This window comes from Mycoplasma milvi (assembly GCF_048284715.1).
Lineage (GTDB): Bacteria > Bacillota_I > Bacilli_A > Mycoplasmatales > Metamycoplasmataceae > Mycoplasmopsis.
In genome coordinates this window covers 61,447-87,520 of sequence record NZ_JBLWAH010000003.1, presented here as the reverse complement: position 1 = coordinate 87,520, position 26,074 = coordinate 61,447, and the positions used below count along the sequence as shown (strand labels likewise).

Annotated in this window: 19 protein-coding genes and 2 tRNA genes; 5 read left to right on the top strand and 16 right to left on the bottom strand. The window is 29.1% G+C overall.

The genetic code is table 4. The annotated features are described in order from the left end of the window. Position 1 precedes the first annotated feature (1 nt). Together ACNQ13_RS02025 and ACNQ13_RS02020 are read left to right on the top strand one after the other, a co-directional pair. Positions 2-76, top strand: a tRNA-Thr gene (locus ACNQ13_RS02025). A gap of 54 nt (positions 77-130) precedes the next feature. After that, positions 131-1,246: a 5-methylcytosine restriction system specificity protein McrC gene (locus ACNQ13_RS02020; RefSeq protein ID WP_418034460.1), complete on the top strand. Its 1,116-nt coding sequence runs from the start codon at positions 131-133 to the stop codon at positions 1,244-1,246. A 36-nt stretch (positions 1,247-1,282) separates the two neighbouring features. On the opposite strand, the gene ACNQ13_RS02015 is transcribed toward ACNQ13_RS02020, so the two are convergent. The 5 genes from ACNQ13_RS02015 to ACNQ13_RS01995 form a co-directional block, all read right to left on the bottom strand. Then, a complete protein-coding gene (locus ACNQ13_RS02015; RefSeq protein WP_416741623.1) occupies positions 1,283-2,794 on the bottom strand; it encodes a YitT family protein in 1,512 nt (503 codons plus the stop codon). Between the two features lie 156 nt (positions 2,795-2,950). Further along, a tRNA-Lys gene (locus ACNQ13_RS02010) sits at positions 2,951-3,026 on the bottom strand. Between the two features lie 335 nt (positions 3,027-3,361). Continuing rightward, the gene (locus ACNQ13_RS02005) at positions 3,362-3,922 is read right to left on the bottom strand and encodes a hypothetical protein (RefSeq protein WP_418027798.1); all 561 of its coding nucleotides are present in this window, start codon (positions 3,920-3,922) and stop codon (positions 3,362-3,364) included. Between the two features lie 50 nt (positions 3,923-3,972). Then, positions 3,973-4,416, bottom strand: a complete 444-nt coding sequence (locus tag ACNQ13_RS02000) for a hypothetical protein (RefSeq protein WP_418035566.1) — start codon at positions 4,414-4,416, stop codon at positions 3,973-3,975. Between the two features lies 1 nt (position 4,417). Further along, positions 4,418-4,828, bottom strand: a complete 411-nt coding sequence (locus tag ACNQ13_RS01995; protein ID WP_418027796.1) for a hypothetical protein — start codon at positions 4,826-4,828, stop codon at positions 4,418-4,420. A 370-nt stretch (positions 4,829-5,198) separates the two neighbouring features. Here ACNQ13_RS01995 and gltX point away from each other — a divergent pair, with 370 nt between their 5' ends. The 3 genes from gltX to ACNQ13_RS01980 all read left to right on the top strand — a co-directional run bounded on the left by gltX (position 5,199) and on the right by ACNQ13_RS01980 (position 9,488). Further along, positions 5,199-6,620, top strand: coding sequence for a glutamate--tRNA ligase (gene gltX, locus ACNQ13_RS01990; RefSeq protein WP_418035565.1), 1,422 nt, complete (start codon positions 5,199-5,201; stop codon positions 6,618-6,620). Beyond that, complete coding sequence (locus ACNQ13_RS01985; protein ID WP_416741628.1) at positions 6,610-7,044, top strand: hypothetical protein; 435 nt, start codon at positions 6,610-6,612, stop codon at positions 7,042-7,044. The genes gltX and ACNQ13_RS01985 overlap by 11 nt, the downstream gene beginning before the upstream one ends. A gap of 182 nt (positions 7,045-7,226) precedes the next feature. After that, the gene (locus tag ACNQ13_RS01980) at positions 7,227-9,488 is read left to right on the top strand and encodes a 5'-nucleotidase C-terminal domain-containing protein (protein ID WP_418035564.1); all 2,262 of its coding nucleotides are present in this window, start codon (positions 7,227-7,229) and stop codon (positions 9,486-9,488) included. A 207-nt stretch (positions 9,489-9,695) separates the two neighbouring features. On the opposite strand, the gene ACNQ13_RS01975 is transcribed toward ACNQ13_RS01980, so the two are convergent. The 11 genes from ACNQ13_RS01975 to ACNQ13_RS01925 form a co-directional block, all read right to left on the bottom strand. Continuing rightward, positions 9,696-10,367 (bottom strand): LemA family protein, encoded by a 672-nt coding sequence (locus ACNQ13_RS01975; RefSeq protein WP_416741630.1) that lies wholly within the window; start codon positions 10,365-10,367, stop codon positions 9,696-9,698. 1 nt (position 10,368) lies between these two features. Further along, entirely contained in the window at positions 10,369-12,381 is a 2,013-nt protein-coding gene (locus ACNQ13_RS01970) for an MAG1210 family protein (RefSeq protein ID WP_418035563.1), read from the bottom strand. A gap of 1 nt (position 12,382) precedes the next feature. Next, a complete protein-coding gene (locus tag ACNQ13_RS01965) occupies positions 12,383-14,323 on the bottom strand; it encodes a DUF262 domain-containing protein (RefSeq protein ID WP_416741632.1) in 1,941 nt (646 codons plus the stop codon). Positions 14,324-14,614: 291 nt separating this feature from the next. Next, positions 14,615-15,589, bottom strand: a complete 975-nt coding sequence (gene nrnA / locus ACNQ13_RS01960; protein WP_418033932.1) for a bifunctional oligoribonuclease/PAP phosphatase NrnA — start codon at positions 15,587-15,589, stop codon at positions 14,615-14,617. After that, on the bottom strand, positions 15,589-16,554 hold the full coding sequence (gene nrnA, locus ACNQ13_RS01955) for a bifunctional oligoribonuclease/PAP phosphatase NrnA (RefSeq protein WP_416741634.1): 966 nt from the start codon (positions 16,552-16,554) through the stop codon (positions 15,589-15,591). Before nrnA (ACNQ13_RS01955) ends, nrnA (ACNQ13_RS01960) begins: the two co-directional genes overlap by 1 nt. A gap of 22 nt (positions 16,555-16,576) precedes the next feature. Beyond that, positions 16,577-17,749: a hypothetical protein gene (locus ACNQ13_RS01950; RefSeq protein WP_418035562.1), complete on the bottom strand. Its 1,173-nt coding sequence runs from the start codon at positions 17,747-17,749 to the stop codon at positions 16,577-16,579. 140 nt (positions 17,750-17,889) lie between these two features. Then, entirely contained in the window at positions 17,890-19,128 is a 1,239-nt protein-coding gene (locus ACNQ13_RS01945; protein ID WP_418018853.1) for an HAD family acid phosphatase, read from the bottom strand. Positions 19,129-19,567: 439 nt separating this feature from the next. Then, positions 19,568-20,530 (bottom strand): ABC transporter permease, encoded by a 963-nt coding sequence (locus ACNQ13_RS01940; protein WP_416741637.1) that lies wholly within the window; start codon positions 20,528-20,530, stop codon positions 19,568-19,570. Between the two features lies 1 nt (position 20,531). Then, the gene (locus ACNQ13_RS01935) at positions 20,532-22,673 is read right to left on the bottom strand and encodes an ABC transporter permease (RefSeq protein WP_416741638.1); all 2,142 of its coding nucleotides are present in this window, start codon (positions 22,671-22,673) and stop codon (positions 20,532-20,534) included. Continuing rightward, on the bottom strand, positions 22,663-24,456 hold the full coding sequence (locus tag ACNQ13_RS01930; protein WP_416741639.1) for an ABC transporter ATP-binding protein: 1,794 nt from the start codon (positions 24,454-24,456) through the stop codon (positions 22,663-22,665). Before ACNQ13_RS01930 ends, ACNQ13_RS01935 begins: the two co-directional genes overlap by 11 nt. Positions 24,457-24,601: 145 nt before the next feature. Next, entirely contained in the window at positions 24,602-25,954 is a 1,353-nt protein-coding gene (locus ACNQ13_RS01925) for a BMP family ABC transporter substrate-binding protein (RefSeq protein WP_418018851.1), read from the bottom strand. Positions 25,955-26,074 lie beyond the last annotated feature (120 nt).

Genomic DNA, 26,074 nt, shown 5'->3' with positions numbered 1-26,074 from the left:
TGCCCTTTTAGTTCTAGTGGTAAAACAGTTGACTCGTAACCAACCATCATGAGTTCGATTCTCATAAGGGGCACCATATATCATGCCATGCATGATTTTTTTATGCATTAAATTTGGATATAATTAAATCATGAAAGAACAAAAAGATATTAATTGAGATTTTATTTTCTTTAGCTCATCAAATTATAAAATTATTACTAATGCTAATATTGCTTCACAAAAATGATTCTTTGATAAAAATCAGAAATTACGCTTATTAGGTGTTGAACATTTTCTGCATAATAAAGATAATGAATTAAATTGATACCATAATATTTATTGTATAACTGATCACCGTGGTAATCAAAAAGGAAATCAAAATGCTAATTTCCGCAGTGATTTTGATAGTTGATTATTCTTGATTTTTTGTCAAATACTTCATTCTGATAGCGATAAAACTCAAGCACAAACTAATATTTTCTTTAAGTTAAATTACATAATAAAAGAATATTTAAAAGCTGTAAAAAAGACATATGTATTAGATACTGCTTCATTACAATTAGTTAAGAAATTGCAAAATAATGCTGATTATTTAACTTATCTATTCAATTTAGCAAATGGAAGTAATAAATTTCAAGAATTGCAAGAAAATGATTTTGATATTATCAAACAAGAGGATTTAAATTTCAGGCTAAAATTTATCAATAAGTTTTATACAACTATTTTTAGTAGTGTTAAATTAAATGGACGATTAGAGTTCTATATACCTGAGACTACTTTATTTGAAATTTTTATCTATAGTCTTATTGAAAATCACTTAGCTAATAGTAGAGACAATGTTCATTATCAACCTGTGGTCAATAATATCTTAACTAAAGTTTCAAGCACTAGTTATCTAACTAATACTTTTGATTTTAAGCCAGATTTATTAATTTCACATAAAAACAAGCCAACCTGTGCAATTGAAATTAAGCATATCATTCCCAAAGCATATAATAATGGACAATATAAAATTCATAATGCGAATCTTTATCAGTTATTAGCATACTGTCAAGCTTTAAAATTAAAGAAAGGGGTCTTAATTTATCCTTCTTTTGATAATCAAGTACATGAAGAAAAAATTGTTTACAAAGAAAAGAAAACTACTTGGTTTTGCCTAAGTAAAGAAATCGAAATCTCAATTCTACTCATCCCATTTCATCTTGGGCATCTAGATGAAAATTCTCTCAATCAAATATATACATTACTAGAAAATAAAATTAAATAAAAAGAGCTGCCATTAGGTAGCTCTATTATTATAATTTTAGAATTTATCTTCAGGTAAGTAGATATTTCCATCAATGCTCTTGATTTCTGAAACTGAAATAAAGGCATTTTCGTCACATTTACGTACGTCTTTAATAATACGAAGCACGTGTCTAAATAGTGCAATAGATGTAATAACTTGAAGGTCTTCACCTTTATATCCACCTTTTGCTGGGAATATAGTCATACCTGTAACAATTTTATTATCATTGTTAATAATATCTCTGATCAAGTCAGCATTCTTTGTAAAGATTTGAACACGAACAAGTTTAAATTTAGGATATAGCTTATCAAGCATCATAATGTAAACTACATTAACTAAAATTGTAGCAACAAAGTTTGGTGATAAGTATAATTCAAATGATCAAGCTTTGTTAAATAATTCATTTGCAGCTGCAAAATCCTTACTTAAAGATAAGTAATTTACAAGGTCAGCTTTATTATTGAATGCAGCTTTTCAATCTATATTCTTAAATTCATTAAAGTTTGTTAAGTTAATTCCATTAATGTTTTTTGCAGCTTCAGATACAGATGTTTTAAGTCCTTCTGCAGTTGTTATTTCTGCATTAGATTGAATAGTTGCTAAACTTGTAGCTCACACTTTTTGAGCTTCAGTCATATTTGTTTTAGCATCTTGTAATAATAATGAACCTGGTAATCATGAACCAATAGCAACAGCTATAAAGACAATAATAATGTTCATGTATCCTGAGATAGCACCGAATGATTTTTGTTTTGCATTAGCATATCATTCTCCAATAACACCAGTAACTCCAGCAGTACCACCAATAATTTGGATAATTGCAAAAATGTAAGCAAGCATGTATCCATATACGATTGAGTAAAGCATTAAGGCAATTGTGTTACCTGCATCAGCTCCTGTTCATTGCATAGGAATAATGCTACTTAATGATTTCTTATAGTCTGATAAGAAGTTTTTAACGTTAACATTTGAATAATCCCCAATGATATAAACAGCATTAGCTCCTGGAATCAATCCTATTGAGAATGATACTAATGATGATACTGCTAGGAATAAAATTGTAATGTTTGTAAATAACTTACCAACTTTTTTATATCCAAATACAAATATAGGAATACTTAAGATAATGTAAGCAACCCAGAAAATAAATTGGTCAATAAGGTTTCTAACTGTCTCAGTAACTTGAGTTTCTTTTAAGTTAACAACGATAATTTTAGCAGCAGATTGTCCAAAAGCAGCTAAACCAAAGTTATAAATACCTACGTTCTTAACAAAGAAAACACTGATAATTCCAAAGAAAATAGCTGTTACTATAGTAATTGTAACTATTTTTCACATTGGCATTTGTGAGTAAAAGCGATTTAATTTAAGTCCAAAGTTAGACATTCTAGTTCTTTTATATAAAGTGTTACGTTTTTGAATATGTGCTGCGCCACTTTGATCATATCCTTCAACTAGATTGCGCATTTCTTGGTTAAATTCGCTATCATTTGATTTTTCTTTTTTCTTAGAAAAGATATTTTTCATTTTTTCCTCCCTTCCTTAAAAAATAAATAAAAAAGATTATTAGCAACAGCTAATATCCTTTTTATTCTACTACTTTTTAGCACCTATAGCACTAAAATTTTAATTAAAAAGCCTAGTTAAGCATAACTAGGCCAGAATTAGTCATCAAAGATGAAATGGTACATCGTACAGGGTTCGAACCTGCGACCCGCTGGTTAAGAGCCAGCTGCTCTACCGACTGAGCTAACGATGCAGTATTATTATAGAACTTTTTTTATATGTGATAATTAAAAAATGTTCTTTTTTCTATTAATAAGCAAGTATGCGCTTGTGCTTAGTGCACAGCCTTCATAATTAGATAATTTTAGAATAATGTTTAAGGTCTATTTTATTGCTTTGAAAATTCAATAACTGATAAAGCGTTAAGTAAAAATTTTATTTATATAAGTTAAATATGCTTTTATTATATTTTGTTTAATTAAGCATAAGTTATTAAGATCAAAAACAAAAGTCACATCTTTAGATTTTAAAAATGTGGCTATGTTTTATTTAAATTGAAATTTTATAATTTCATAATTTATATCTTGCTTATGCAGCTACATTATTGTTTCTTTTAGCTAAAGCTATTTTTTGATAACCATCAAACATTAGAATACAGATGAATAAGAAAATAGTAAGAGCCATAAATATACTTGCAACCAGTGCCATAATAGTTAAAGAATTTACTGGATATCCTGGCATAAAGATAAATACAAATTGCAAAACAGTTCCTGTGATTAATATAATTGCCATAAAACCATACACAAATAGAAATGAAATAAATTTCATTTTATAAGTAAATGAATATTCTATGTTGATAGTTTCAGCAAAAAATGGAAGAAGGCATGTAAATCAACTATTTTTATTTAAACGTAGATAGATAATATTATTTGGCAGTATAAATAAAGCAAGTATGTATCAAAAGCCATAATCTTTAAAGATATATAGAACACTTGAAGTTCCATAGGATTTATGTATCCCTTTTGGCAGACCACCATATTCTGCCGGAGCTAAATCCATAAAATACACAGGTAACGCAACTATAATAGAAAATAAGATAACTAAATAGACACATAAAGTTGAGAATTTTAATCAGTTTTTACGTCACATTGTAATCTCCATATTGTAAGTTTTATTTATTGTTAAATTAGTTATTTTCCCTAGCTAGTGGCATGCTGCAAAATGTAATATTTAATACTAATTCAGTATTTAGAACCTCCAAACTGTTTTCTCATAAAAGAGTTGATATATTTCTCTACTATTAAACTGTCAACAGTAAGGTATAAATAAATTACTGCATCCATTGTAAATGTAGCTGTATCAGATAAAAAAGTTGTTTTCTTATTACTAAATGGTTGCTTATATAGTATCAATAATAATATAGTAAATATAGTGTCAATTATGCATTGAAATATATATAAACCTGTATATGCATATGAATTATGTTTTAAAGCAACTTCACCTAAAACTAAAAGCAATATATACAATGTAAAGAAAAAAGTATATAAAGCAATTGAAAGATTTCTTGTTTTAGATACAGCATATACAGTTTGATAAATTTCTAGATCACTTGGCTTTCTTAATTTATATTGAATATTTTCCATATTATTTCTCTTCTTCAAAGCTTATGTCTAAGCACTCAATAATTTTTCTACGATATGTAATTAGATACATACATCTGAGAAGATTTTTGTACATAATTGTTGCTTTTGAAGCTTTAGTTTTAAAAATTATATTTACTAATTTTCTAGTATCAATATTTCTTCTTGAAATTGCTCCAATAATAAAATAAGCAGCAATTAAAGAACAATATGCAGCCACTACCGCTCCAATAGTTCCAAACATTACATATAATGCTTTAGAGTCGCTATCAAATGTACCTGTGATTTCCATAATTACTCATATAAGAATAAAGCAAAGAAATGCAGCGCTAATTCCTATGCTTGCTCAAAACATACTTCTAAGCATAAGAGAATATTTAAAAATATAAGTTTCTTGTTTTTTAGTATCGCTCATATCACTCCTATAGTTTAAATATAATTACAAATTTATTATATTTTTTTCCATAAACTTTTTTAAAAAATAGCTCACAAATGTGGAAAATTAATGTTTTTTCCACATTACAAAATTATTTTTAGAAAAAATTATAAAGTGATTGCTGTTATATGAATGATATGAAATAAAAATTTGAATTTTAATAAGTTATTTAAAAATATAATCTTTTTTTGCTATTATTCTGAGCCAACATTCTATGTCTACTTTTGTTAATTATCTTTTGCATAATAAGCACTTTACTTATTACTAAAAACCAGCAAATAAACCCTTAAGAAATTTAATAACACATATCTAAATTAATTTATAATTTAACTACTTTAAAGGAGAATATATGACTAAAAAAGTTAGAACGCGTTATGCACCTAGTCCTACTGGATATTTACACATTGGGGGAGCTAGAACAGCCCTTTTCTGTTATTTATTTGCTAAACACTACAATGGTGACTTTGTTTTTAGATTAGAAGATACAGATGTTAAGAGAAATGTAGAAGGTGGTGAAGAATCTCAACTTCATAACCTTGCTTGGTTAGGAATTGTACCTGATGAAAGTCCACTTAATCCAAATCTTAAATATGGAAAATATCGTCAAAGTGAAAAGTTAGACAGATATAACCAAGTACTAGAAGAATTATTAGCTAAAGGTTTAGCTTATAAAGCTTATGATACTACTGAAGAATTAGAAGCTCAAAAAGCTGAATCAGATGCCAAAGGAATCCCAAGTTTTAGATATAACAAAAACTGACTAAAAATTTCTGATGCTGAAAAAGCTAAAAGAGATGCTGCTGGTGAATTCTCATATCGTCTAGTTATGCCTAAAAATATTGAATTAGCTTGAGATGATATGGTTAGAGATAGAATTAGCTTTAATTCCGATGAAATTGCTGATTGAGTTATCTTTAAATCAGATGGATATCCTACCTACAACTTTGCTGTAGTAGTTGATGATCATGATATGGAAATTACTCACATCTTACGTGGTGAAGAACATATTGGAAATACACCTAAACAACTTGCTTTATATCAAGCTTTAGGTTGAGATACACCAGCTTTTGGTCACATGACAATTATTACTAACATGGAAGGTAAAAAACTTTCAAAACGTGATTTAGAAACTAAACAATTTATTGAAGACTACCGTAATGAAGGTTACATTCCTGAAGCTATTTTCAACTTCTTAGCTTTACTTGGATGAACTGCAGCTGATGCTAGTGAAGTGATGTCTCAAGCTGAAATTATTAAAAAATTTGACCCAGCTAGACTATCAAAAAGCCCTTCTAAATTTGACATTACTAAGATGGATTGATTCTCAAAACAATACCTTAAAAATGAACCTAATGATAAGTTAATTAAACTTATGAATCTAGATGCTAGTGCTTTTGATACTGACTGATTAGATACTTTTGTTGAAACATTTAAATCTAGTGCAGTTACTACAAGTGAACTAAAATCTCACTTAGACTTATACATGCAACCTTCATTTGAAAAACAAGAATTTAACGAAGCTGATTTAAAAACAGTTGCTACATTTACCAAATATTTAAAAACTAACTTAGCTAATAATATTTTTACTATTTCAAGCATTCAAGAAGCAATTAACCAAACTCAACAAGAACTTGGGATTAAAGGTAAAAATCTATTCATGCCAATTAGACTTGCTGCTACTTGTGTTTCACATGGGCCTGAATTAGCTAAAGCTATTTGACTATTTGGTGCTGATGTAATTAAAGAAAGATTAGCTCACTATGAAAATTAATTTTAAGTCTATAATTAAGCCTGTCTTTACAGAAAATGGTGAAGAAAAGATTAATGAAGAAGCAATTCAAATTATTGAATTTGATGCACCTGTTAACCGTAACTGAAATGAAGAAGAACAAGCTGTAGAATTGATTTTTAAAGAGCCAAAATATAACGAAACCAATCGGATTGATATTTATGATTCTGAAGCTTGGGTTTACACAAATCAAACCACAGTTCAAATCAAACACAATTCCTTTGGCGAAGTTAATGTTACTTTCTTAGATCCTAAAACTAAACAACTACACGAGTTAAATATGCGTACATATTGTTCTGAATTCCTTAAGGAAGATAATAAATATGAATTTAAGTACTTTATTTGCGCACCAGATAATGCTGCTCCTGCTAGTTATTTTGATTTAACATTAACTTTATCTGAATAATAATAAGCTAGTAATACTAGCTTTTTTTATGTCTTTTTTGTGCAAAGGATGTGGAAATTCTCACAAATGTGAAAAAAACAAATATATTTCCACATTTATTATCTATTTATTTTTACCTTTATCCGGTTATTATAAAATCAAAGTAGTATTCAATTAAATACGCAAAATTATGGAGAACATATATGAAAAATAGAACTAAATGATTTTTAAAATTGATGCCTCTTGGCACAGCTGCAATTACCTTACCATTAGCAGTTGTATCATGTAATGATCCTGAAAAAGATCAAATTAAAGCTCAATTAGATAAATTAAAAGGTGAAAAAAGTAGCTTAGATAGCAGAATTGCTGAATTAGAAGCTCAACTTAACGATAGCAAAGGAAGTGCTGAACAGCTTAAAGATGTTCAAGCACAATTAGAAAAATTAAAAGCTGAAAAAACAGCTACAGCAAATGCTATTTTAGCTGTTGCTAAAGATCAATATAGCGAATCTTCCAAAGCATATGATGCTAAACTAAAAGAACTAGCTCTAAAACTTAAAGAAGTTAAAGGTCTAAAAGATGAAACTGAAAAAACCAAAGGAATTAACGAACTTAAAACTAGAGTTACAAACGAATTACAACCATTAAGTGTTAAACATGACCAAGCATTTAATCTTTTAAGAAAAGCTGAAAAAGATGCTAACTCAAGAATTAAAACAATTAAAATTTTCCACTCTAATGATGAACATGGAAGAATTAAGATGGATGATGGAAAATACTCACTTTACTCAGGTATGATGCGTACTGGACAATACCTAAATGGTAAAGCACGTGATTTACTCCTTTCAGCTGGAGATATGATTCAAGGATTACCTCTTTCAGATACTGATAAAGGAAAAACAATTACTCACATTGCTAAAAACATTGGTTATGAAGCTATAGCTGTAGGTAACCACGAATTTGACTATGGACTAAAACACATTTTAGACCTTAACGCAGAACTTAACCAAGAAAAAGAAGTTATGCCATTTTTATCAGCTAATATTTACTATAAAGAATTATCAGCTGAAGAACAAAAATCAGTTGAAGGATATGACGCAAGTAAAGTTGGTCAACGTGCTTTCAAACCTTATATTGTTAAGGAACTAGAAAGTGGAATTAAAGTTGGTATCTTTGGACTTACAACTCCTGATACAAGTGTTACATCTCACCCAAGAAATTCAAGACTAGTTAAATTTACAGAACCAGTAGAAGAATCTAAAAAAGTTGTAGCAGAAATTAGACAAGAACACCCAGATATTAACTTTATTATTTGTATTGCACACTTAGGAAAAGGAAGATCTAATGCTGCTTGAACTTCTGAATATTTAGCTGCACACACTGACAATGAACTAGACTTAATTTTAGATGGACACTCACACACATTAATCCACATCAATAATGATAATAATAAAGATGTTTATGTAACACAAACTGAAGCTTATACTAAATACTTAGGTGATATTGAACTCGAATTCGATACCCAAACAGGCAAAATTGTTAGCCAAAAACAAGTGCTTAGAGATATGTATGAAATCGCTGTTGCTACAATTAATGATGTAGTTAATCCTAATAGTCCAAATGAAAAACTTCTTAAAGCTCTAGAAGACATTTACAAGGCTGAAAATGATAAAGTAGTTTTCACTTCTACACAAGACTTTGTACACACAGATAGCATTAATATTGATGGAGTGCCATACTGAAGAGGTAGAGTTGAACCTACAACTTTAGGTATGTTATTTACTAATGCTGCTGCATGAAACTACATGAATACCAAAGCCTGAGAAGGACAAGAAGGAGCTGAAGCTGCTTCACTAGATAATACATTCGGGCTTATGAATGGTGGTGGATTACGTGAAAACATCACTAAAGGTGAAGTTACATATGGAAAAATGAGAGGAATTTCACCATTTGGAAATAGACCTAATGTAATCCAAGTTAAAGGTGATAGAGCTTTACAAGCTATTAAATATGGACTTTCTAAAGCTAGATCAGGTGGATTCTCACAATTATCTTCAAACGTTACATATGAAGTTGAAATTAATAAGGAATTAAACCCTAAAACACAAAAACAAGAATACATGTGAAAAGCAAAAGAAGGTACAATTAAGATTAATGGAAAAGCTATTGATCCTAACAAATACTACTACATCTGTACAAATGACTATTTAGCTGCAGGTGGAGATGGCTACACAATGCTTAACTATGTAAAAGATAAAGATGAAGTTAAATTAATGTATGAAGGACTAAGTTTAATTGAAGAAACAATTAAATTTGTAAAGCACATTTTAACACATGAAGTGCAACTGGATGCAAATAAATTTGAAAAAACATTTGATGAATTTGCAAATAAAGATGCACTAAAAGGGCAAGTAGTTAACATACCTGCTGAAGCTGGAGAAAAACCAGTTCCAACAGCTGACTAAAATAATAATTCATAATTAAAAACTGCATAATCCTACTGTAATAAGTGGAAATGCAGTTTTTTAATTTGTATTCATTTCAATTAGCTAGGCAAAATAGTTCCTTATTAATATAATTAGCTTCCGGCTACTATCGTATTATTCTATGCCTGTGGCAAAGGCTTTTTTATTGCAAAAGAAAAAGTACCACTAGGGTACTTAGGATTAATCTTAATTAAAGAAATTTTCTCTAGCTCTAGCTTTCATTTCACTTGAAGTTGTGAAAGGTATTCTAGTTGTATATCCAGCTTTAGCAGCGACAATCATTTTTGTAGGTCATTTAAAGATTTCACTGTTTCATAATAATACTGAATCGTTGTAAATTTCTCTTGCTGCTGTAATTTCTTTTTGTAGGTAGTTGTTTTGTTGTAGCACTTGCATTAAGGTATCTTGTGCTTTTAATTCAGGATATTGTTCAACTTGAACACGAATATCTCTAAACATTCTATCTACGTTTTGGTTTATTGCGCTTCTTTCTGCTTCGCTATGTTCTTCAGCTCCTGAACGTAGTTCAGCAACTTTTGTCATTACATCTTTATCTAGATTAATTGATTTATTTACAATACCTACAGCATTTTCAAGAATAATTACTCTTTGTTCAATAAAGTTATCAACTTGAGATGCATTGTGTTGGATCTTTTGTTGGATTCTCTTTAAATAGTTAGCAGCACTTATTTTCATAAATAAGAACACTAGCCCCGGGATAATTAATGGGAATCATAGAAAAACTTGAAATATTGTAGATCCCACTCCTACCTTAACAGGTAGTTGTTTATTAATAACATTAACATCACGTCCTTCTTCATTTACTGGACCTGTTAATTCATCTAATTCGTTAGCCATTTTATTCTCCTTTATTTAAGAAATTATTAATTTCTGTATCTTCTTTTATTAATTCGCTTTCATCTGTTGTTTTTTCAACTTCGATATATTCAATTCATTCAACAGGAACTTGATATTTTTGACCATTTCCTGCTTTTACAGTAACATACTCAACTCTTGGTATTTCTTGGTGTCCATATGCAGTAATAGAGTAGTTAACTTGATTTCCATTTTGAGTTTTATTTGAAACACAATAAATTTGTTCGCCAGTTGAATCTTCATGTCTTAAGGCATCTCTATAAAAATCTGACTTAATAGAGTTAATATCAGCTTCTAATTGCTCTACAGCAATATTTTCTGTATAGTTATTAACTAATTCATGATTATTTTGACGATCTAAATATAATGGAATAGCCATAAAAGGAACTAGTGCTTTATAAAGACTTTCCATACCTTGTCTATAAGCTTGAATGAATCCTTCTTTCAATTCATTATATCCAAGACCTCAATTATCAAAAGATTCAATGTATTGATCAAATGGAACTTTTGCTTCTACATGTGACAATTGAGGTTTAATTAATTTATGGAAGTTTCCTTGTTTATTTAAAATGAAGTTATCCCCATCTGAAAACTCACGAGTTAATAATAATTTTTCATATTGCTTTTGAGCTAGTGGAGTAAATAATAAACGATATGCAGCTTCATTATCTCTATCTAAACAGTTAAATAAAGACTCAAATTTTAGGTTTCCTAAAATTGGTTGGAAGCTTGTGTTTTTGTTAATCGCTTTTTTATATTCATTTTCAAATAATTTGCTTTGCTTTTTAATGAATTTATTAAGTTGGCTCTTATTAAATTCATCTGCATGATTAGGTGTTCTTGTAAAGCTTAATGATGGAGCAGCATCATTGTAGTAGTATAAGGCATCTTCAACATAATATTTAGGTGCTGGAGCTGTATGATATGCTACTAATGTTTCAGTGTACTTATATGATTCAACTGTAGAACTTCCATTTCTAGTCACTTTACGTGTTTTCAGATATGTAACTTGCATTGTTCCTCTATAAGTTACATTTTCATATTTCATATTCTTTGTAGATAAATATAAGAATGGGAAACCATTTAAAACACCTGATTTTACGTATCTTACAGATTTATTTCTTTTATTTGGAATTAAAGATGCAGCCACTTCTCATAGACTAGCAACTTCCATTGCGCTTTGACTTGTCTTTACATTTAAGTTAATAAATGGGAAAATTTTATCAGCAATCTCTTTTTCAATTCCATCTAATGTACTTAGATTTTTAAGTGGTTTTAAATTATTTTTCAATAATTCATTTGTAGCAAATAATCTTGCTCCTATTTCATCCACTTGAGCTTGAATTGTTTTAGAAACTTTTGAAAAGTATATTCACATTGCAATATCAGCAACCATGAAAATTAATCATAATGTTAAAAATACAATTATAAGAATTTTTGCAGTTTTTAACTCCCCATAACCAACACTTAAACTTAACCCTATACTTAAAAAAGTTGTAAATGCTAAAATCGAGTTAATTGTTAAGTTTATACAAGTTATAATACTAATTTCTTTTTTGAATAATCTAGGCTTTCCTTGTTTTTCCCGCATCTTGTCACCTAACTTAAAGCTTCAAACAAGTGAACCAACCAATAAAAATACAAATCCTACAAAAAGGCATATTGTACCAAAGTTGGATAATAACTCTTTATCTTCATTAAAACCAGTTCCGCCGGCTTTAGCCATCATAAACACAATTAATAAAAATCCTGATATTAATAAGCTATATACCAATTGAATAATAGCTGTCTTTTTTCATCCATTACTTATTCTTTGTTTTTTTGATGCAACATTAAACTCCTGGCTTTCTTTTTTAAATTTATCTGATATTTCCTTACTTTCGTCAAGATTTATTTCAGATTTCTCAGTTAAGTAGTCAAAATATTTTTCTACTTCATCATTAATTTTGGGCTGATAAGTTGTTTTATAATCGTCTATAACGTTTTCAATCTCCATTTTAAAATTCTCCATTCTTTTTGTTAAATTTTTCGTAATCCTTTAACAATTCATTAATCATTTTTTCACCACGATCAGTGATAAGCTGAGGTGTTCACACAAGTTTTTCTTCGACACTACCATTTGGCAGAGTTGCTCTTTCACTGTTTTGCTTTATGTATGAAATAAATTGTTTAGTTATTAGGAAATCTTTAAATTCCTTTTCTATAAAGCTAATTTTTTCTTCAATATTATTATTTGATAGTTTAGAGTTGTCTTTAAGATCTAAAATTGTTAAGTTTCCAATTTTGTGAAGGTATTCTTCATGCTCTACAGATGAAAAATATTCCTTTCATTCTCCTTCCATTTTTTGAGGGAGAATGTGTTCGATTGTAACCTTATCACCAGATTCGGTTATTGACTTATTACCACAGAGAATTTTTTCATATCTAAACAAAATATATGAACGATACTTTAGTTTATAGATATTCCCTTGTAGGGATTCTTTTAATTCCTTCGAGCTGTACTCTTTATATCAAAGTTCACTTTCTAAAACTTCTCTAGCTGAATTAGCTCTTTCTATTAATTTCAATATTTTAGCCAATTGAGTAAATGCTTGTGTCCGAGTTTGTAACGTGATTCAAAAGAAGGTATAGTAGTTTTCTAAGCGTTTAATAAATTCTGTTTTTAAATCTTCTTTAGATTCATTTATTTCGCCTTCAAATTTATCAACAAACATTAGAACAGCAGATTTCCAAATATTGTCATTAATATATTTATTCATTATTTTTATTGTATTTTGGTATTCAACATCTTTTCCTTCAGATTGGTTATTTTGCAAGTCGATATATGTCTTGTAAATGTTAAAGAATTTAACCATTTTATCAATAAATTCTTTTCCAGCATTAACTAAAGGTTTACTTTTATCTCTGTTCTTGATTTTAAAAATATCTTCTTCATATCAAGCATATAGTGATTTTTGACCTGACTCTTTAACATAAATGGTTTTAATCAATTCTAAGAATAAATCTAAATTTAGCTTAGTTGCTTTACATTCTGGTCTTGAGAAATATTTTTCTATTTCTTCCCATTTTTTTGCATACAATTTAACTTTTTCATCATCTCCATCAGAAGAAATTGCTTGCAAGTTAATTGTTTTAATAATATCTGAGTTAGATAATTTAACTCCACGATTATTAATTACTGTAAATAGTTTATATGCATCATTTAAAGAATTAGCATCTATCTCTGCAAAAGAAATTTTTTCTCATAATAATGTAAACATAAATTCATATAACTTAACAGGATCATTATATATACTGTTATCTTTATAATTTTCTTTGTTTTGCTTAATATATGCTTGTATATATTTGACTCCGTGATATATCGACTTCACAGTTGGCTCTATTTTAGCAAGGTTCTTAATATCACTGTCACTTAAAAATTCTTCAATTTGGCCTTTTTGTGCATAATGAATTAATTTTAAAAGCACATCATTAACTTCTATTCTAGTTTCAAATGTAATACGACAACGTTTTCTTGTATTAGATTTCATAGCTCCCATTTTTTCATTAATGTAAGCTAACTTATTTTCATCTAATGCCTCATCGAAATTGTATTGATCATCTTTATCTAGCCCTGTCTTAACAATTAAGTCAATAAGACATAATCAAATAATTAATATTGTAGTAAGTCTTTGCTGTCCATCTAATATGTAATATTTAGACGATTTGCTTTCAATAGAGCACAAGAGGATTGATCCAATAAAATAATAATCATTAATTGATTGATCAGGCCCTTTATATGATTGAATAAAAAAGTCTTCTAAATCATCTAGTAATTCAGTGATTTCATCCTTTCCTCAAACATAGGCTCTTTGGTATGAAGGAACTATATATGATTTATTGTCATTAAAAATTTTCTTTACATACGTTTGTTTAATAAGAAATTCACTATTTTCCATAGATTTTTTATTGTCTAATAGTATTGTTGTTTTTTAAAAGTAATTTTTTATTATACATAAAAAATTTTTATTTTTTAGACACTCCTTTACTATTAGATTAACAAAAAAAAAAAAAACAGAAGTAAATTGCAGCAAAATGTGCAAATAGCGCTAGAAAATAGGCAAATATGAAAATTTGAAAAAATGAATAATGCATGACAGACTTATTGGATATATTTTCATTTGTTTTAATAATAGCTTTTAAAAAATGCAAAAAACACCAGCCTATGCCAGTGTTAATGAAATAAATTCTTACTTATTTTCAGCTTGGTAACGTTTGACTTCAGCAATACAGTCATCGATAACAGCTTCCACTAAGTCTAAAGAGTCAATAACAGCACCTGAAGCTCTTTCGTGACCTCCGCCACCTCATTTAACAGCTACATTACGAACAATTGGACCATTTGATCTAAATTCAACACGTACTTTACCATTTTCTTCTTCAGTGAATTGAACTCAGAATGGATATCCTTCAATATTAGCAATTGCATTAACTCTAACTGATTGTTGTGGAGTTTTACCCATTGCTAAAGTAGAAGCTAAATCATTTTGAATGTAAGCAACACCATCTCTAGTTTTAAGGCTTGACATTAATCAAGCATTAAATTTTAAGTCATCTAAAGTAACAGTAGCTAAGTTTCTGTGAATAAAGTCAGCTTCTAATCCTGCTTCATAAAGTTTAGCAGCTAGTTTTAAAGTTCTAGCTGAAGTTTTATCAAATAAGAATCTTCCTGAATCAGTATTGATTCCTAAATATAATAAGTTAGCTGCTCTTTGAGTAATTTTTCATTGGTTTGTTACAGCAATATCTGTAATCATTTCATCAGCAGCAATATAAGAAGAATCAACTCATCTAATAGTATCATCTCCTAAATCATCACTATTAGGGTGGTGATCAATTCTTATCACTTGTTTAAAGATGTTTTTATCTAAAACTTCTCTACATTCAAGTCTTTCTTTATCTCCACCATCAACTACAACTCCAAGTGAGTTAGCTAAAATGTCATCACTAGGAATTGGATCCATAACAAGATTCATAAATGGAAATGAACCTTTAGCATCTCCAATGGCATAAACTTTCTTGTTAGGGAAGTTGGTTTCAAGTAATTCTTTAAGTCCAAATTGTGATCCTAAACAGTCACCATCAGGTCTAATGTGGTGAAAAATAACAATAGAGTCATATTTGTATAGTTCTTTAGTTACTAATTCTAAACTACCAATAACCATTATTTAGCCTCTCATTCCACGATAGCTTGGTTTAATGCAGCTAATACTTCAGGTACTTGATTTCATGAATCAATTGTAATACCTGCAGCATTATCATGCCCTCCACCGCCAAATTGGTTTGCAACTTTATTTACAAGTGGTCCATTTGATCTTAAACGCCCACGTACTTTACCATCTTCAAGTTGGATAAATAATGCTCAACATGAGTTATCTTCAATATTAGCTAGTTCATTTACATATTGAGCAGCTTCAAAAGAATCCATATCATATTTCTTTAATGTGTCAGCATCAATTTCATAATATAAAACTCTACCTTCTTTTTTAAACTCAGAAAGAATCTTTCCAACAAATTTAATTGATTTAAAGGTACGTTTTGAAAGTTCTCTTAAGATATCTGCTGGATGGAATCCAGTATCCATTAAGAAAGCTACTAAACGATGTGTTCTAGCTGATGTATCTGGATATAAGAATCTTCCTGAATCAGTATTGATTCCTAAATAAATGTGTGATGCAGCTTTTTGAGTTACTGTGTAATTTCCATCGTAAGCAATTTGAGCAATCATTTCAGCTGCAGCTACATAGTGTTCATCAATCCAGTTATAGTCATAATCAATATCAGCTCCATTAGGGTGGTGATCAATTCTTAATTTAGCTGTAGTTCTGTTTTCATATAATAACTCAGCACATTCAATTCTATCTCCACTAGAAGCGTCTACTACAATAGCTAATGAGTTAGTAAAGTCAATATCTTCAATCTTATCAAAGTGATATCCCATGAAGTCAAATAAGTGTAAATTGTTTCCTGGTGTAAATACCTTTTTATTAGGGTAATTGGTTCTAATTAATTCTGCTAGACCAGCTTGTGACCCTAAACAGTCACCATCAGGTCTAATGTGGTGAAAAATAACAATGTTATCGTATTTTTCAATTGCGTCAATCGCAACTTTTGAATTTCCTATAATCATATTATTTCCTTTCTATTTTATGTTAATTCTTTGAAATATTATTAGTTAAATACTCTTTAATTTTATCATTTATTTCACTATATTCTTGAGATGTTATTACTTTAAATTCGTTCACTTTCTTAAGTGTATCACTATTAATTTGATTATTGTTAAGCGCTAAAGAGAGAGTTAGATATGTTTCATAACTTTTAACTAGTGTTGTAATTATTTTATTATAAGTTGTAGTAGGTAAAATTGCATCAAATTTATCAGTTTGATAAAAGGTAAATAAGATCTTTAAATAAATTTCTTTAAAAATTTGATTTAGATTACTTACTAATGTAGCTTGTAAATAAGCAATTCTAGCATTATTTACCATCTTAGCAATGTTACCTTTATAAAGGTTAACTTGATTTATTTCTTCTTGCGTAAGTGAGTTTATAAAATCTTGATTAGTGAATAAATTATTTAAACTTTCTAATGCTAAATGATAACTATCAGATACATTATTTAATAAATCACTAGCAAGATCAATTTTATCCCACTTAGTCTCACTCGCTTGTATTGGAGAGATAATTAGTTGTTTAAAAGTCTTAATTTGACTTTGCATTTCAGCATTTTCTTTTACATATGAGTAAGCAGAAATACTATCTCATATTTTATTTATAGTTTCAAGATTACTTTTATAAGTTTTACTTTCTTGAACTATATCACTAACTAATCCAGTAGATTTATCATTTTCTCCTCAGATATCAAATATCTTTTTCCCAAGTGAATCCACTGAACCGAGTGAGGAATCACTTGAATTATTAGTGTAAATTAGCTTATAAAGTGAAATAATATCTAAAGTTTGTGCATTGTACATCTTAGGATCTTTTTCTAAGGCTTGTGCCATTAATTCAACATACTTCTTTTTCGCTTCAATTTGCGCTACTAATTGAAAATATTGATTAGCTGAAAAGTGTCCTCCAGCTTGTAATGCTAGTTCATTTCCTTTATTATAAAATGAAGCTGCGTTTTTCATCGCTATTGATAAATAATAGTATTGTTTCTCCCCTTTTTGCACTTTTGCTACATACTGATCACTAAGCTTATTCCAACTATCAACAGCATCAATATATTGCTGCTGAGGGGTGCATGCTAATGAAACCATTGGTAATGAAATTGTAGTAATAATTGGTGTTATAAATAATAATTTTTTAAAGTGTTTAAACATATTTTAATTGTACTACATTTATCAGCCTCAAGAGCAAAGAAAATATTCCCCATAAATGAGGAATATACATGATTTATTATACAAGAAATATTTTAAAATACCTTTATTAGTGTTTTATAAGAACATTTAATTAAATTATTTTACTTGCCTGTAGCAGGTGCAGGTGTTGCAGCTTCAGCAACTGGTGTGTATTGTCATGAAGACAATAATTTAATTGCTTTATCATAATCAATTGAGTATCCACCATCCATTACGTGTCTTACTCATGTACCATAGCTTTCATTTCCAGATACTAATACATAACTTTCAGATTGAGGTTCAGCTTGTCATGTATTTGTTGTTGGGTTAAAGTATGTACCTTTTACTTTTGTGTCCATATTAGCAAACAATTTGCCATATGTTGTTGCTTCTGATTTAAGGCCATCAATAACTTGTTGTGCTGTAATAAATTTACCATCAATTTTTCTCTTTGTGAAGTTATCATTAAAATCAGAAATATCATCTCCAATTCTAACTACAGATTTAAATTGTACTTGATTTTCTCCTATAGAAAGTTTGTTTTGGTTTACATAATTCATTCTTTCTTCTTTTGAAACTTTAATATTTCTGTTTTCAAAATTGTATGTTTGACCTTCTTGGGCTTTATTTTCACCAGACATGAATCAAATTCAATCTGGCATGTATTTTTTATCTAGTCCAAGTATTTCAAGATTTTTTACAGTTCCTGCCATTTCTGAAACTTGTTTTCTGTTAGAGTTGAACATTACAACTCCACCTTTAGATCATACATATTTAATAAATTCAATTGCTCCAGCTACTTCTTTTGCTGTTGCTGTATTTACATATTTTGTTCAGTCAGATGAACTGAATTCTGTTTGATTTGTAACAACAGATCAGTTTTGATATAAGAAGTTATTTAATACTGTGTCATCTAAGTCCATTCATACTACTGGAACAAATTTCCCTTCATCAGTAGCACCCACAGTGATGGTTGTCCCTGTTGTATTTACTTTAGTTAAATCTGCATTTTCTTGTTTGCTCATTGCATCAAAAGCAATTTTAGCAAGTCTATATGTTTGGATACCCGTTACATATTTTTCTGATGAGAATGAGTTCCATAAGTCGGATGTAATTTCTTGTGTCATTCCACGTTTACTTAATAAGTCATCAGCTTGTTTTTTATTAGCTGCAGCATCTGCTTGAGCAGCTGTTAAGGCAGTGTCTTTTGCTTGAACATCTGCTTGCAATGCTTTAACTTGGTCTTCTAATTTTTTGATTTTATCTGTATCTTCAGTGTTGTTGCATGATGAAGCAACAATAGGCAATACAGCTGCTGAAACTCCAGCAAATGATAGTAATACTGATTTTATTTTATTCATTTTTAACCTTTCATTTGGGCCTTTACCCACCCTTATTCTAATACTTATAAATTTCAGTATCTTAAAAAATGAAGAAAATGTGGAAAAAAATAAAATTTCCACATTTTCGGCTAATAAATGTGGAAATTTCCAGATATTTATATTACAAGCATATGTCATTCATATATAAAAAATAATTATTACTGTTTAATTTATACAAAAAAATCATTTTCTTTATTTTCTATCATAAATTAATAAGTTGTTACTTTAAATTTAAAATCTATACTTGTTCACATAACTATCAGTTATTTTTATAAAAGATCTATATACTAATTTCTGTATAGATTATCAAGCAGATATAAATTTAAGCAAAATCAGCTTTATAAAATAAAATAATTTTCTCAAATAAATTTACTTTTAATAAAAAATGTTCAGGTAAAATACCTAAACATTTTTAATTCTAACGTTTTGATTTATCGTATGGTATTCCAGCTGCGGCAGGCCCAACATTTGATTTTGAAGTGAACACCATAATTACAAGTGTTACAATATATGGAATTGTCTTTAACAAGTCTCCATATCTTCCTGCATTTAGTAAGTTTACACCATAGTATGATAGTGACATTAACGCAGCAAATAATGTTGATACAATTAATGAAATTGAAATCTTTCATCTTGCAGTGATCATAATTGCAAGAGCTAAATAACCATAACCATTAACTTCTTTTGTGGCTGATAATGAGTCAGGGTTAACAACTCCATAAAATGAACCAGCAAGACCAGCGATAGCACCTGCTAATAGTACAGCTTCTCATTTAATTTTGTTAACATTAATTCCAGCTACATCAGCTGCTTGAGGATTTTCCCCAATAGCTCTAAATCTAAGTCCTCATTTCGTTTTTCTTAAAGCAAATCATGAAGCTATGATTGTAAACACTGAAACAAATGTTTTAAATGAAAGTATATTACCGTAGTTAGCAAATGAAGCATTTAAAGCTAATTCATTTCTTTTTAATTGAACGAAGTTACCTGATAATTGCAATCTTGTGAGCACAAGTATTAAGATTGAAGCGATACCTGTGGCAAAAACGTTAATAGCAAAACCTGAAATTGTTTGTTCTGCTTTTAATTTAATTGTAGCGAATCCAAATAATAGTGAGAATACCATTGTTGCCAATACCGATACTATTGTAAGAGGTATTTGTCAATAAGGCGAAGAGTAAATTTCTGGTGAATTAGGGAAAATTACATTTGTCACTAATACTGAAAATGCTAAATACATAACAGCACCAAAGACCATGAAACCATTAATTGCTATGTTAACAATTCCTGCTCTTTCAGAGAAAATCCCTGAAATTGTGCCAAGCATTAATAGTAAAAAGAAGAAAATAAAATAAGTGATAATTGGAGTTATATCAGCCATATTAAATTGCCTCCCCTTCTTCATTTAACATAGGCACATATTTCATGACAAAGTTATGATATGGTGTTTTAAAGTGTTTTTCATGAAAATCGTTAAAGATTCTGTTTTTAAGTGCTTTGTAAATTTGTTTTGCATTTCTTTTTTCAGCTTTTTGAATATTCTTAAGTTCAATAACTCTATTAAGGCCTAAACTATCTTTATTCTTATATAATTCAAATTTTAATTTTGAAATTTCATCATAAATTGCCATCTTTTCATCTGGTGTTTTATCTTTTAATGAAACAAGTAATTTAGATACCTTATTTTCATATTGTTTCAATAAATATTTGTATTCATTCTTACGAACACTAATTGATTTAGCTGCAATTTTAGTCTTTTTATGATATGTAATATTTTTAATTTTACTTAATAGGTCTAAATATTCAGTTTCATAATCTGATGTAATTTTATTAATTTCTAAATAGTAGGCATTAATTTTTTCAGCTAATTCAGGACTAACTTGTTTGTTTTTAGCTGCTTCTTTAATAATTGAAGAATTATTTGATTTTAAGTTTTTAACATCAGATGCATATTTAACATTTAAAGCTTTTAATTTACTTTTTGCTTGTACAACATTTTGTTCATATTCTTTAAAGAATTCTTTTGACATTTCTTTAATGAATTCGTTGTAATTTGCATATTCAACTTTTAGATTATTAACTAAAGTTTCATTGTTTTCTTTTCTTGCGTTCTTAACAAGTTTATTGTATAAATGTTTAACTACATGTACGGAATCTGTGTCATAAGCAGCAAGAGTATCATTGTTAATTAATGATTCTGCTTTTTTAGAATTTTGTTCCATTCATTGGTTTGTTAAGAAAATTAATTGTTTGTCTCATGCTTTTTGCTTATGTGTTTTATGCACAAGTCTATGATATATCTTGAAGTTTTCTCAATATTCCTTGTGGAACATTAGAACTGCTTGTTTTCTAATTCATTCTAAAGGTCTAAATGAATAGAACATTAATGATAAAGCAGCCATAAAAACAATAAGCCCAGTGATAATAGGACTGAAGTCACGAGAAATACTTCTTACTGCTTGGAATCCTGGCTGTGCAGCATTTAAGAATGCATATAAAATAGATGTAAATACTGTTCCGATTGGATTATTTAATGCAATAAGAGCAATAGCTATACAGTCAAATCCAATATTTAATGGAGCTGCTGCTAATGATACTTTCTTTTGTTGGATAACTATATAGTAGAACCCAGCAATACCTGATAAAGCACCAGATGCAAACATAATTAAAATGATCATTAATTTTTCATTAATTCCAACATATTTGGCATTAGTCTTATTTAATCCAACCATTTTAATCTTATATCCTAATGTTGTTTTTGAGTAAATAAATCAAATAACTAACATTAAAAGAACTACAAATGCTATACCAAAGTAAATAAAGTTATTAACTAATTCATTTGAAATTAAGATAACACTCGTTCCAAATGGTGGGTTAAGTCATTGTTTAATATAACTACTTGGAGCATCTGGACTGAATAGAACATTGTTTGTTGAAGTAAAAATTCAAATTGAAATAAATGTAATAATTCAGTTAATAAAGATTGTTGAAATAACTTCGTGAACATTGAAGAAGGCTTTTAAAACCCCTGATAATCCACCAGCAATTCCCCCCACAATAATTGAAAGGAAGAACATTCCAACAAGATATGAAGCTGAAATGTCATCTTTTGGTAGTCTTGAGCTGATTAAAACAGCAAAGAAGATGACACCTGGAAGTAGCATTTGACCAGGAACACCAATGTTAAATAATCCCGATTTAAATCCAATAGCTACAGCCAATCCAGAAAATGCGAAAACTATAAAGAATATAATAGTATTTCTAAATGTTGAGGGTCCTGTTGCGAAATTAAATACATCAATAAAGAAAGAAAAGAAGTTTAAACTACCATCTGATGTACCTGAACCTACTGCATAGTATAAAATATTTGCTAAAAACAGTCCAATAACAACTGCTCATAATGAAGAATAGAATTTTCTTCTGTTTGATTTTTTATCTTCAAACATAAAATATTTTCTAGTCTTTTCAAGAGAAGAAACAAGTGTTTTTGTAAAACTGTTTGGTTGTTTTAAACTATTTGTCATTTTCATCTCCTCCCTTGTGAGCCATATATAATCCTATTTCTGTACGTGTTAAATCTTTTGCATCTTTGCATGCAACAATTTCACCAGTATTTAAAACAGCTATCTTGTCAGCTAAAGCAAGAACTTCATCTAATTCATATGAAATAAGTAAGATAGCTTTACCAGCTTCTTTTTCTTTTAAAATTCTTTCGTGAATATTTTTAATAGCACCAACATCTAATCCACGTGTTGGTTGAAGAATTAAAATGAAATCGTGTGGTGAATTCATTTCACGACCAACGATGAATTTTTGTTGGTTACCACCTGAAAGTGAACGAGCTTGTGAATATCCCTTTCTAGCTCCACGTACGTCGAATTTTTCTATGATATCTTTTGTTTCATCAGCAATTGGTTTGTCTTTAAAAATACCAAAGCGATTGTATTTTTTATCCCACAATCTACGTAAAACAGTATTTTCTTTAATTGTATAATCTAATGCTAAACCATGCTTATGTCTATCACTAGGGATGAAACTTAATCCAAGTTCGGAAATTTCTTTTACATTTAATTGATTTAATTCAATAAATGTTTGATCTGATTTCTTGCTTCCTTTCATTTCCTTAACAAGTTCAATAATTAATATAATTGCTAAAATCAATCCAAAAGAAGCAAAAGTACCACCTAAAATGTAAAAAATTGTTTTTTGAGATATTTCATTTATTGGTGAGAAGAACATAACTAATGATATATAAAGCATCAATAGTGTGCTTAAAAATAGTGATATGTTTTTAAGCTTTTTCTTCTTGTAAACTTCTTTAGATTTTTGCTTAATTAAATCTGTTTGTCTTAATAAGATATTACCAGAAACAGGTTTAATCATACCACTTATTACATACTCTAGATCTCTTTGCCCATTACCTTCAACACCAGCAATAGCAACAATTTCACCTTTTTTAATGTCTAGAGATAAGTTGCGTAATGGTTTTTCTCCATTAGTTGTAACATTTCTTAGGCTTAAAATAACTTCATTGTTTGAAGTGTCGGAATATGTGTTTCTTGTAACTTCAACTTCTCCACCAACCATACGATTAGCCATTTCTTCAATTGAAACGTCAGCTACTTTAAAGTTACCTTTAACTTGGCCGTGTCTTAAAACAGTAGCATTGTCCGCTACTTCTTTAATTTCAGCAAGTTTATGCGAAATAAATAGAATGGTTTTACCTTGACCTCTAAACAATTTGAATGTGTTTAAAAGACCTTGGATTTCTTGATCTGTTAAAACAGCTGTAGGCTCATCAAAAATTAAAATTTCAGAATCACGATATAACATTTTCATGATTTCGACTTTTTGCTGAGTCGCAACTGTTTCTTTTCCTGTTAAGCGATTTAAATCAAAATGCAAATCAAACATGTCTTGAATTGTTTTAATTTTTTCGATAGCAGGTTTATAGTCGATTACTCTTGAATACTTTTTGTTATCTTCTGTTCCTAAAACAATGTTTTCAAGGTTTGTATATACATCAACAAGTTTAAAGTGTTGGTGCACCATACCAATACCAAGTTTGTTAGCATCGTTAGGTCCAGAGATTAATACTTCTTTGTCATTAACTTTGATAATTCCTTCATCGGGTTCATATAAACCAAATAAAATTGACATTAAAGTACTTTTTCCTGCACCATTTTCACCAATTAATGCATGGATAGTACCTTTTTTGACAGAAAAGGAAATATCTCTGTTGGCTTTAATTGAGCCAAAAGATTTAGAAATATTAATGAATTCAATAGCGTTAACAGTTGTTTTCATTTTCCTCTTTTCTAAAATTAAAAATAAGTTACCTTATTTAGTTAAATTATACATTAAAAAATGTTTTTTTATTTTAAAAAAGGTTGAGGAATAAGTGAAATGTATAAAAAAGAAAAGCCCTTGAGCTTTTCCTTTTTTAACAAAACTATTTAGCTAATTTTTCAATTTCTTTAACAACTGCATCAGCAACATTAACACCGTTAACATTATCTTGTGCTGCTTGTCCTGGCATTGTACTGTTTGTGTATACATAATCTTTTGTTTCTTGGTTTGCACTTAAGAATTTTGTTTTGTATTCTTCTAATTTTGTGTTAACAAAGTTTCTTTGTTCTTCATTTGTTAATGTACTTTGTGCATATCCAACTCAATTGTTTTGAAGTGTACCATTTAAAGTTTGCACTGTTGTAGCAGCTGTATCAAATGTATTAGCTGAATTGTTTAATCCGAAGATTGTATATAGAAGAGCATCATAAACTGATTGACCTAAGTTCTTAGTAATTGAAGTAATGAATAATCCTTTTGCTGATGGGAATGCTCTTGATTGGTCAGCATCAACACCAATAATTACAGTACCTTGTGCATTAGATTGTTCTAATTGTGTTTTCAAAATAGCTGTAGCTGTACCAGCAACCGGTAAAATAACTTTAGCATTTGTTGCAACAGCTTGTGTAATAGCTGATTGCATTTTAGGATCTGATTCAAATCCTGAGTTAATTTCAAGTTTATTGTCTGAGCCTGATGTTAATACTTTGACTTTAGCATTTGCATTAGCCTTGTCAAATGAGTAGATACCTTTTACATATCCATTCATAAATGCTGTAACACCATCATAGTCACCACCACCGAATGTTGTAGTTGTTTTATTTGTTATTGAGTATGTGTTTAAGTAATCAGCGATTGCTTGCCCAACAACATATGAAGGTCCTTGAACTTGGTATGTTACTGTGTATAAGTCTTTAAATGGAACTTTAATTTTATCTGGAGCGATTGCATAGTCTAATCCAATGATTTTAACTTTGTTTGCAATTAATCTTTCAGAGTTTTGGTTAATAAAGTCTGGTAAAAAGTCACCATGTGCATACCCTGATAAAATTCAGATTTGTGTTTTTGAATCTAATAATGCATTGTATTGGTCAACTAATGCAGCACCAACTGTAGGTTCAATTGGTTTAGCAACTAGGTTTTTACCAGCAGCTTTAAATTGGTCAATTAAGTCTAAAAGTCCTTCTCATCCTGATTGGTTAAATGATTGATCTAAAATTCCTCCTGATTCTGTAACGAATGCAATTGAAGGCAATGATTCTAAAGCTTGAATTTTATCTGTTAATTGTTCATTTAATTTAATAACACCTTTTGTAACACGTTCATTTGGTGCAATATATTTAGCTTGGTTTCCCTCTGCTTTGCTACCTGTTCCGCCACATGAACCTGCAACAATAGGTAATGTAGCAGCTGAAATTCCAGCAAATGCCATTAGTAATGATTTAAATTTTTTCATAATTCTCCGATATATAATTAATTAATTAATTTCTTCGAACAAATCATATTTTTTTATTAGTACTAATTTGTTCACTATTATTATATAGAATTAGAAGCCCCTGAAGACAGAATGTGGAAA